11 protein-coding genes are annotated in these 9,351 nt (G+C 58.7%); 6 read left to right on the top strand and 5 right to left on the bottom strand.

The window, feature by feature from the left end:
- Together ACETWG_02480 and ACETWG_02475 are read right to left on the bottom strand one after the other, a co-directional pair.
- Positions 1–1,370 (bottom strand): OPT/YSL family transporter (locus ACETWG_02480; GenBank protein MFB0515455.1); only part of this gene is annotated, 1,370 nt, incomplete at its 3' end.
- Positions 1,371–1,445: 75 nt separating this feature from the next.
- The gene (locus ACETWG_02475) at positions 1,446–2,123 is read right to left on the bottom strand and encodes an XRE family transcriptional regulator (GenBank protein MFB0515454.1); all 678 of its coding nucleotides are present in this window, start codon (positions 2,121–2,123) and stop codon (positions 1,446–1,448) included.
- A gap of 250 nt (positions 2,124–2,373) precedes the next feature.
- On the opposite strand from ACETWG_02475, the gene ACETWG_02470 reads away from it, so the two are divergent.
- The 5 genes from ACETWG_02470 to ACETWG_02450 all read left to right on the top strand — a co-directional run bounded on the left by ACETWG_02470 (position 2,374) and on the right by ACETWG_02450 (position 5,583).
- On the top strand, positions 2,374–3,093 hold the full coding sequence (locus tag ACETWG_02470; GenBank protein MFB0515453.1) for a DUF3164 family protein: 720 nt from the start codon (positions 2,374–2,376) through the stop codon (positions 3,091–3,093).
- Between the two features lie 87 nt (positions 3,094–3,180).
- Positions 3,181–3,420: a helix-turn-helix domain-containing protein gene (locus ACETWG_02465; GenBank protein MFB0515452.1), complete on the top strand. Its 240-nt coding sequence runs from the start codon at positions 3,181–3,183 to the stop codon at positions 3,418–3,420.
- A gap of 213 nt (positions 3,421–3,633) precedes the next feature.
- Positions 3,634–3,936 (top strand): hypothetical protein, encoded by a 303-nt coding sequence (locus ACETWG_02460; protein ID MFB0515451.1) that lies wholly within the window; start codon positions 3,634–3,636, stop codon positions 3,934–3,936.
- Between the two features lie 323 nt (positions 3,937–4,259).
- The gene (locus tag ACETWG_02455; GenBank protein MFB0515450.1) at positions 4,260–4,517 is read left to right on the top strand and encodes a hypothetical protein; all 258 of its coding nucleotides are present in this window, start codon (positions 4,260–4,262) and stop codon (positions 4,515–4,517) included.
- Positions 4,518–4,689: 172 nt separating this feature from the next.
- Positions 4,690–5,583, top strand: a complete 894-nt coding sequence (locus ACETWG_02450) for a hypothetical protein (protein MFB0515449.1) — start codon at positions 4,690–4,692, stop codon at positions 5,581–5,583.
- 150 nt (positions 5,584–5,733) lie between these two features.
- Here ACETWG_02450 and ACETWG_02445 read toward each other — a convergent pair whose 3' ends face one another.
- Complete coding sequence (locus tag ACETWG_02445; GenBank protein ID MFB0515448.1) at positions 5,734–6,177, bottom strand: Hsp20/alpha crystallin family protein; 444 nt, start codon at positions 6,175–6,177, stop codon at positions 5,734–5,736.
- Between the two features lie 331 nt (positions 6,178–6,508).
- Between ACETWG_02445 and ACETWG_02440 the strand changes: the two genes are divergently transcribed.
- Positions 6,509–7,759, top strand: coding sequence for a serine hydrolase domain-containing protein (locus ACETWG_02440; GenBank protein MFB0515447.1), 1,251 nt, complete (start codon positions 6,509–6,511; stop codon positions 7,757–7,759).
- A 146-nt stretch (positions 7,760–7,905) separates the two neighbouring features.
- Here the strand turns inward: ACETWG_02440 and ACETWG_02435 are convergent, their stop codons facing one another.
- A complete protein-coding gene (locus tag ACETWG_02435; GenBank protein ID MFB0515446.1) occupies positions 7,906–8,925 on the bottom strand; it encodes a DUF4097 family beta strand repeat-containing protein in 1,020 nt (339 codons plus the stop codon).
- 167 nt (positions 8,926–9,092) lie between these two features.
- A partial coding sequence (locus tag ACETWG_02430; protein MFB0515445.1) for an energy transducer TonB occupies positions 9,093–9,351 on the bottom strand: 259 nt, incomplete at its 5' end.

The following is a 9,351-nucleotide window of genomic DNA, read 5'->3' as shown; positions in this document are numbered from 1 at the left end:
CGGCGCAGGCCTTCCAGCAGGAGTGCGCCGCCCATTGTGCCGAAGAAGGTTGGCAGGTGAATGAGGCCGGAAAAGGTGTTGTAGACCATTTTGGCCTGGGGTGCCGGAAGGGTAGCAGTGAACAGCTCGGGGGTGAATGTATCGCGGATGATGGCTATCAGGACCGGCACGGCGGGAATTATAGCGGCGACGGCGAGCAGGTCGGCCTGGACGATATAGCGGCTGCGGGTGCCCACCACCTGGGCGGACTTGAAGTCATGTCCGATGTCGCCGGCCACGGCGGTGGTGACGGCCACGAAGAAGGCGATGATGTAGGGAGCCGGTTGCGGCAATGGTAGGTGGAGAAGGGCGTAGGCGCCGGCGACCACAAAGGCGGCCAGGATGCCGAACTGTTCCAGGGGGTCGAGGTTGGTAGCGCCGGTGAGTTGGGCGGCGACCGGTACCAGTAGCCAGGCCAGGGCCAGGGCGAGCAGTGCGCCCCACCATGTCAGGCCGGCTGTTATCAGGAGCGCCAGGGCCGCGGCTGACAAGGCCAGGACGGGGATCTGGGGGTGGTGGCGGCTGAACAGGGCGGTCAGGCAGTGCAAGCGGCCATGAAAGAGGAGGTGTGCCAGTCCCGAGCCGAGGACCAGTCCCATGCCGATGTTCTGGGCCCACAGCTGGGGGGTGATGCCGGCATCAAGTCCCAGTGGTTTTGCCAGCAGGCCGCCCAGCGGGACGAGGATAGCGATAGCGATGACGGCCCCGGCCAGCCAGTTAATGCCGGTGCGGGCGCCCAGGATATAGCCGGCTCCGACCCCCATGGGGGCGATCAGGAAGGGCAGCAGGAGGGAGCCGATAGTGACCGGCACCAGGTAGATGTCGAAGTGATCCCGCAGGAAGGTAAAGGCGCCGGTAAGCAGTCCGGCCAGGACCACGAAGGCAAACAGGGTACCGCGGTCGAAGCCTTCGCGGATCAGTTCGCCGCCGGCCCGGCCGGCCGGGTAGGGCAGGTTCTCCTGGTCAATATAGTGGGGTCGCACCCGGTCTGAGAGGAGTACGCCCAGTAGTCCGCCGGCGCCGGCCAGTAGACCGAGGGTCCAGACCGAGGGCAGGTTCTGGGGGGGATGGAGGTAGAGCCCAGGAAGCACGAAGGCCACGGCGGCGGCCATGAGACCGCCGATAGTACCCCCGGCCTGAGCCATGTTGACATCGTGCCGGTTGATCTTCTTTGAGAACAGGCGCAGCAGGCCGGCGGAAACCACAATGGAGAAGACGATGGGCCAGGGCATGGCGCCCAGTTTCAGGGAGATATAGGCGCTGGTGAAGAAGAGAAACAGGGTGACCACCAGGGTGGTGGCGAAGATTTTCAGCCGGGAGGTGGCGATCATAGGCGATAAAGGTAAAGTATTTCCGGTGGGTATATCCAGTGGTCAGCCGGGACTGGGTGGGTGTTTGAGGGGCGGCTACCACATGTGGGCCGAGGCCACGACCCGGCCGATGACGAAGATTTCGGTTCCCAGGTCCTTTTTGGCGACGGTGAAGGGGGGATAGACGGCGCTGTTTTCGCTGAAGACCTGGATGAGGCCGCCGGGCAGGTACTGGAGGTACTTGACCAGCAGTTCGTCGCCGATGCGGATGACGTAGGCCTTGCCGCTGACGATCTCAGCCTGGCTGAGGTCGATGAGCACGACATCGTCCTCGCGCAGGACTTTTTCCATGGAATCGCCCACTACATCCACCAGGGCCAGGTTGTTGGAGTTCAGTCCGCGTTCTTTGATCCAATCTCTTTTGAAGGCCACGGAGCCGACCACGTCTTCGCCGATCACGAAGGTACCGTGTCCCGCGCCAACGCGGACGTCGTAGCGGCTCACCAGCACCAGATCTGAGGAGTTGGGTGTGGGAATCCCTCCGCGGAGCATGCCGCCGGTGCCGGTGAGTAGCCAGCTGATGTTGAAGCCGAGTTTATCCAGGCTGCCCACGAGTCGTGAGGGGAGGTCGGCGCGACCGCGCTCGTAGTTGGCGATGTCATGGCGTTTGAGGCCGAAGCGTTCGGCGAAGGCGGTCTGGGTTTCGCCCAGGTGGGTTCGGATGTCGCGCAGTCGGCGGCCCAGGCGGGCATGTTTATTGGACTGGGAGTTCATTTCTTATTGCAATGAGTAATTATTACACACTACATTTATATCTGTGAAATGGCAAAGCGAAAGCATATTAAGCCATCCAAGGTTCACGGCAATGGTAACCTTACTTCTCGTTGGAAGTTGCAGGTCCATTGGCCCCGGTTGGGATAATAGCTGCGAAGTACGGGCTTGCGTCCATCTGACCGGTAATGGGTTGTGCCATATGCCGTAGGTGACAATTTAAGCATTGGGGAACAGAGAAGGAAGAGTCATTATGACACAAAAAGAGCAGCGAGTGGAGGTTGGTAGGGAGGCAGGAAGCGTGCGTATGTTATTAAGGCCCAGCGCTGATGGTCAAGGTTACTGGCTGGATGGTCAGGGACGGGCGGTGCCGCCGCGCTACATCGATCCGGCGGTGAAGGCGCGGGACCGGCTGGTGCGGCGGGTGGCAGTCAAGGCGCTGCGTCTTCGGGAGGAGATGGCGGCAGTGAAGGCCGAGGTGCTGGCCCTGTTGGATGGGTACCTGGAGCAGGTGGCGGCCGGCTACGATGAGCAATGGAAGGGCAACGCCGAGTTGGTGAGCTTCGACGGGCGGTTGAAGGTAGAGGTGAAGATCTGCGAGGCGTTGGAATTTGACGAGCGGCTGCAGGTGGCCAAGCAGAAGATTGACCAGTGTCTGCGGCGGTGGACGGGCAATGCCCGGTTGGAGGTGCGGGCGATCATTAACCAGGCCTTCCAGGTGGACAGTAAGGGGCGCATCAATGTGCGCTCGATCCTGACTCTGCGGCAGTTCAAGTTCGAGGACGCGGTGTGGAACGAGGCCATGGGGCTGATTGCCGACAGCCTGCGCATCCGCACTACCCGGCGCTACGTGAATGTGTATCAAAAACACAATGAGACGGGGCGCTACGAGCTGCTGGCGTTGAACTGGAGCGCCCTGGAAGCGCCAGGGAAGCCAGAGATGACACGCCAGGAGAGCGAGGCAAGGGTTTAACCGAGCGGGAGTTAAAGAGTTAGTAATGGTAATAGTGTCCAGGAGTGCTCTGGCAGTAGCAGGCCGGATTGCCCTAAGCAGAGGGCGATGCAAGAGAGGAGGGGGATGGAGAGCAGCGATGGATTTGAGGTGTTGATTGAGAAGATCGACCGTCAGCGGCTGTATCGCACGGGGGAGGTGGCCGTCCTGTTGCAATGTTCAATGCGCTACGTACAGACGTTGATAGAGTTGGGTCGGCTGGAGGCCCTGCGGGTGGGGCGTTACATCCGGGTGCCCGGGGAGGAGCTGGTGCGGTTTATCGAGAGGTACAAGGAGTGGGATGGGTGAGATAAAATGAAAAATGCAAAATGCAAAATGAATAGTTCAACGTCCCAAGACTGAGTCCCCAGTATCCAGCCTCGAGCCTTCGGCCATTAGCCAGCAGCGATTGGCTTTTAACAAGCAGCACTTTTCCCTGCGGGGGTCCCTACGGGACAATTACCAATACCCCCAGACTCCAGCTTGACAATTCACCGGCGGCCATCTATCTTATGTAAGACTATGGTGAAGAAGCATAAGGTAAAAAAGTTAAAGCCGGTCCCGGTGCGGCAGCTGGCGCCGCCCCCACGCCGCGTGCCTGTTAAGGCAGCTCCGGCCACCCCCGCTGCCGCCCCGCGAATGTCGGTTAAGGGCGAGAGGGCCGCCACCACCGATACCTATACGAAAAGTCTCTCCCCCGAGGCCAGGGCGGAGCTAGAAATCCGTGCGAAGATGATGGCCGAAGTACGCAAGTTCGCTGAAGAGAATCCCGAGGCTGTCAGCCAGCTTTTGCGGGTATGGCTGGCGGCGGGGAAGGAGAAGTAAGAAGCGATCGGTCGTTAGTGGTCAGTGGTTAGTCGTCAGTAGTCCGTGGTTCGGCTGTGCTAAAGCTAAGGCGGGCAAAAATCCATTAAAAATCTCAGCAAGTACGCTGCGAGTGTAGCAGATTGTGTAGTAGGACATGGGCGTGGCCTGCAGCAGATAATAGGAGGCAGTGCTAGGATTTACTCAATGCATTGAGTAAATATGCTCAGTGCGTTGAGTTAATTATATCAGGACATTGAATAAAACGACTCATGGAATGAGAGATTCTGCTTGTATCGAAGGCCCATGTTAGACGTGATCATGAAAAGGAGAGCGGAACCCAGATGCTTTTTATGGATGCTGTTGGTATTTCGGTCAGAGTACATCACTGGCGGGAGCGGAACCGGGAGGTGGATTTCGTTCTGAGACGTGGTGACCGCCTGGCAGCGATCGAAGTGGCCAGCGGTGCTTGGAGAACGACCCTGCCTGGTATGAGCCGGTTTGCCGAGGCGTATAGCGTCCAGCGGACGCTGCTAGTTGGAAGCGGTGGCCTGCCGCTGGCGGAATTTTTCCGCACCTCGCCGTCCGCGCTGCTGGACTAGAGGCTGAGACGGGCTGGCGTATTAATGGTTAGTGGTCTGCGGTACACAGTTCAGTAGAGCCTATTCTTAGCGCTGGGTTGTGGTCATAATTCCGTTGGATTTGGCGCCCCTTTCGCGCCTACCTTTAATAACACACACTCTGCCGAAAGCATCATTTACGAAAGACTGATCCATGAGCACCAGATACACTCTTCTGTTCGTCGTGCGGATCATCGTACTAACGATTCTGCTGGCTGCCTGCTGGACGGTGGCAGGCCTGGCGGTGGGTCTGGCGGATTCCTCCCAGCCCGGTAGCCAGGCGGGGGCGATGACGGCCCTGCTGAGCATGTGCGCGATGCACGCAATCGTTATCAGCTACCCGCTCGAGCGTTCCCGCTGGGGCGGCTGGCGACTGGTGCTGACCATCCTGGTGGTTTACTACGGGATAGTGACCTTCCTGTCGCAGATCGAGACGCTGGTGTTCCTGAAATACCTGGTGGACATTGTGCCGGCGGAGATGGTGCCGAAGTTCTTTATGCACGGGCTGATTGTTGCGGTGGTGTTTGCGCCGCTGGCGGTGCTGGTCCACGGCAAGATAAAGGGGGCTGCCGAAGCCCAGGAGCCCAACCCGCGACTGGTCATGCCCTGGACGCAATGGTTGTGGAAGGTGCTGCTAGTAGCGGTCGTATATGTGGTTATTTACGTCGCGTTCGGTGCCCTGGTTTTCATGCCGCTGGCTGGTGCGGCGTACGAGGAATACTATGCCGGTCTGCAGATGCCCTCGTGGATACTTCCGTTTCAGGTGCTACGGGGTCTGCTGTGGATCGGGGTGGCCCTGCCGGTGATCCGGATGATGAAGGGGGCCTGGTGGGAGGCGGGCCTGGCGGTGGCCCTGCTGTTCTCGGTGCTGATGAGCGGCACCCTACTGCTTCCCAACGAGTTTATGCCGGCTGAAATCCGGAGGGCGCACTTTGTGGAGGTATCGTCCTCCAATTTCCTATTCGGCTGGATCGTGGTCTGGGTATTTCATCGGCGGCACGGTTTGCGGCGGGAGCCATCGCAGGCGCAGGAGGCAGATAGCAGTTAGCGGTCAGCCTTCAGCGATCAGCGATCAGCAGTTAGCAGTTAGTGGTCAGTGGTCCGTTATCGGTGGCGGTGGATAAAAAAAAGCCCCTCTCCCGGGGGATAGGGAAGAGGGGCTGGGCGTCGTGGTATCAGGATACCGCGTGCAGCCCTGTTATTTGATGGCAATCTGCTTCTTCTCGGGCTCCACCGGGGCGACCTTGTTGAGGGTGATGGTCAGGATGCCGTTCTTGTAGCTGGCTTCGACCTGGTCCGCATTCACCTCGGGGAGGGAGAAGGAGCGTTGAAACTTGCCGTAGCGCTGTTCAGTGCAGTGCAAGGTCTCGTTGTCGGTGACCTCGCGTTCCTGGCGCTCGCCGCTGACAGTCAACACGCCCTCGTGGAGGGTGATGTTGATGTCTTTTTTGTTCAGGCCGGGCAGTTCCGCCTCGAAGACGATCTGGTCTTTGGTCTCGCGGATATCGAAGGCCGGGGCCCAATCGCGCACCAGCACCGGATAGCCGAAGAAGCTGCGGGACCATACCTGGTTGAACAGGCGGTTCATGTCATCATACAGGCTCACTACGGGCCGTCTGCGGGTGTACTTTACGAGTGTCATGGTTATTCCTCCTTCAGTTGTTGATGCTTGTTTCTGGCAGGGTGCCATTTCAAAGATTTTGCATTATTTTCGTCCTATACAGGGGCAAGGGGTGTGCCAGGGAAGCCAGGCGGTCAGAAGTGCCGTATAAGGCCAGCAATCGGTCAGGTTCGGCTGACATATTGACTGACGTTATATGCCAGTATGGCAGGCGAGGAGCGGTCAGCGGTCAAAGTTGGGGTAGCGGGAAGGGCCAGCTGCAATTTGCAGGTATACTCGCGGCTTGACTTTTTAGCCGCCGGCTAACTAACATGCCAGCCACTTATTTTATCATATCAAGTCTGGAGACCCCATGAAACCTGCTCTTAAATGGCTCGCGATCCTGCCGGTTCTGTTTGCTCTGCTTTTGCTGAACCCCAGCTGCGGCCGGGAGAAAGCGCTGGCTGATTTTTTTGATCAGGAATTCGACGCTTACATTAAGCGGGTGCTGTACGATTGGAATGCGCCCGGGGTGGTGATCTCGGTGGTCAAGGATGGTCAGCACATATTTGCGAAGGGTTACGGCAGCCGCCAGGCAGGCGAGGATCTGCCCGTCGATGAACATACCCTGTGCACCATCGCCTCCAATACCAAGGCCATGACGGCCACCGCCCTGGCCATGCTGGTTGATGAGGGCAAGTTGAAGTGGGATGATCCGGTCAAGCGTTATATCCCGGAGCTGAAGTGTCCTGACGACTACGTGACGGAAAACATGACCATCCGTGACCTGCTGGCGCATCGGGCGGGGCTACCTTTCCGGCTGGGGGAATGGAACGATCCTGACTACACTATGGAGCGGCTTCTGGGTGACCTGCCCTTGCGGGAGCCAGCCACCGGTTTTCGCGAGCGGCACGCTTACAGCAACGTGGGGTATGCGCTGGCCGGGGAGGTGGTGGCGCGCCTGTCCGGGATGAGCTGGGAGGAGTTCGTCACCAGCAGGATTTTCGAGCCGCTGGGTATGTCCTCGACCTATGCGAGCCCGACCCGGCTGGAGGAGGCGCTGGGAGAGCCCGCTCAGATTGAGAACCTGTTTCTACCGGCTTACGAGAGGGAGGGTGAAGTAGTCGCTACTGACTGGCGCGGCTTCGGCTACGTTTATGCCCCGGCCGCGGGCGTTATCACCACCGCCGAGGACATCGCGAAGTGGATGATCTTCCAGCTGAATGAGGGTGTGATTGAGGGGCAGCGGCTGGTCAGCGAGGTGTCGGTCCAGGAAATGCTGACGCCCCAGATCTCCGTCGATCGGGTATGGTGGGAACATCACAGTGTCCTGGCCAACTTCCTGGTGTATGATCTGGGCTGGGTGTCTTACGACCACCGTGGGCGGCGGGTCAACGAGCATCCCGGCGGTGGGATGTGGGCGGTAGTGGCCCTGGTCCCGGAAGAGGACCTGGGGGTGGCAATTTTCACCAACCTCTGGTGGACCGATTTCAAGAGCGTGCGGATGGTGAACGCCATCAAGTTGCGGATCATCGACGCCTTTCTGGGGGCGCCCGAGCATGATTGGTGCGCGGACTACCTGCAGCGCCACAAGCAGTGGCTGGCGCGGCGGGCGGGATCCTGATGACTCAGAATGGATACAACTCCTGGCCTTGGGTGCCGGTCCGGCCGGTCCTACTGCGAGGGATAAATTAAGCTATACGGAAAGGCCCCGGAACGACACCCGGGGCCTTCAAATAACAGCGTTCGGGATAGCAATCGGGCGCGGCCCTATTCCAATTTCAGCTCGATTTTGCCGGAGGCGGTGCTGAGGACTATCCGGGGTGTATCCTTCTCGCGGGTGAACGATTTCCGTACATAGACTCTACCTTGATATTCATACTCTTCTTCTTTATCGAACTTGTAGGGTGCGTCTATTTTGCCCCGGTCCTTGCGGGCTGAAAATTCGAAGTAGCCGCTGACCGGGTTCCCATTGTAATTCAGCACCACATTTCCCGACGCTGAATCCAGGGTTATATCATGTTCGGGACTCTTAGCCAGCGTGACCGAAATGTCACCCGAAGCCGTATCGAAGTCGCTCATGTCTTCGATCACCGCACGGGTAGCATCGATATCACCGGAGGCATTGTCCACTTTGAGTTGGCCAACGATATTATCGATTTCGATATCACCGGAGGCATTATCGAGCTCGAACTGGCCGGAGACATCCTGCATCCGGATGTGGCCGGAGGCATTGTCGACTTTGAAATCCCCCTCTGAGTTGCTGATCGCGATGCGGCCGGAGGCATTGTCGACTTCGAAATCCCCCTTTGAGATGCTGATCTCAATACGGCCGGAGGCGTTATCGATCTCATATTTCCCTTCGCATTGGTCAATCTCAATGTATCCGGAGGCCGATTCCAGGCCAAACTTCCCCGTGCAGTCCGATACGGAAAGGTTCCCCGAAGCCGAGGAGAAATCGATACGCATATCTTTCGGAACCGTGATGGTCCATTCCGAGGAGCCGGAGCAGCCTCCATATCCACGGAAGTGTTCCTCGAGCTGGAGCCGGTCGCCGCTTTGCTTGAAGGCGGGCTCGAAGCAATCATCGGGGTAATCATATACCAGGTCCACGACGACATTGTCGCCCTTGCCGGCTTCAATAATGCAGTCACCGCTGACCGTTTCAATATCCAGCGTCTTGATTTTTTTGAAGGTCTTGTGGATGGTCTCTTCTTTGGCGAGCAGTTGGCCGGCCATCAGCGGAACGAGGCAGATCGCGATAGCCGTGATGCGGGTAAGGTGTTTCATATGGTTTCCTTTTCATGGACACAGCAGCCCTCTGGCGGCCTTAGCCACCCACCTGCTTAGACATGAAAACCGGCCGGGTGGTTGTCAGCCCTAGTTAGCAATCCGGCCTGGGGCCTTGCCGGATGCCCGGCAGCAGGCGGTGGGGTGAGTCAGCGTTCGGGGAGGTGTCAGAGTCCGATGCGGAAGGTGACCGGCAGAGAGATCCAGACCCCGACGGGGATGTCGCGTTGTTTAGCCGGTCGGAAGCGGGTTTTTTTGATGGCATCGAGGGCGGCTTCGTTCAATTCGATTTCCGGCACGCCTTTGAGGATCTTAACGTAGATCACTTTGCCGGTCTTGTCCACGAAGGCCTGCACCACGACGTTGCCTTCGATGCCGGCATCCTCGAGGTGGGGTGGATAGCGCACGTTACGCAGCATGGCCTCA

It is taken from the genome of Candidatus Neomarinimicrobiota bacterium (genome assembly GCA_041862535.1).
Classification (GTDB): domain Bacteria; phylum Fidelibacterota; class Marinisomatia; order SCGC-AAA003-L08; family TS1B11.
Note: the sequence above shows the minus strand (reverse complement) of the source record. Positions and strands in the feature narration are given on the sequence as shown.

Excerpts from the sequence above, each read along its gene's own strand:
- ACETWG_02460 (MFB0515451.1), top strand. The coding sequence starts at position 3,634 with ATGGTGAAGAAGCATAAGGTAAAAAAGTTAAAGCCGGTCCCGGTGCGG.
- ACETWG_02455 (MFB0515450.1), top strand. The coding sequence starts at position 4,260 with ATGCTTTTTATGGATGCTGTTGGTATTTCGGTCAGAGTACATCACTGG.
- ACETWG_02440 (MFB0515447.1), top strand. The coding sequence starts at position 6,509 with ATGAAACCTGCTCTTAAATGGCTCGCGATCCTGCCGGTTCTGTTTGCT.
- ACETWG_02435 (MFB0515446.1), bottom strand. The coding sequence starts at position 8,925 with ATGAAACACCTTACCCGCATCACGGCTATCGCGATCTGCCTCGTTCCG.
- ACETWG_02475 (MFB0515454.1), bottom strand. The coding sequence starts at position 2,123 with ATGAACTCCCAGTCCAATAAACATGCCCGCCTGGGCCGCCGACTGCGC.
- ACETWG_02470 (MFB0515453.1), top strand. The coding sequence starts at position 2,374 with ATGACACAAAAAGAGCAGCGAGTGGAGGTTGGTAGGGAGGCAGGAAGC.
- ACETWG_02465 (MFB0515452.1), top strand. The coding sequence starts at position 3,181 with ATGCAAGAGAGGAGGGGGATGGAGAGCAGCGATGGATTTGAGGTGTTG.
- ACETWG_02445 (MFB0515448.1), bottom strand. The coding sequence starts at position 6,177 with ATGACACTCGTAAAGTACACCCGCAGACGGCCCGTAGTGAGCCTGTAT.
- ACETWG_02450 (MFB0515449.1), top strand. The coding sequence starts at position 4,690 with ATGAGCACCAGATACACTCTTCTGTTCGTCGTGCGGATCATCGTACTA.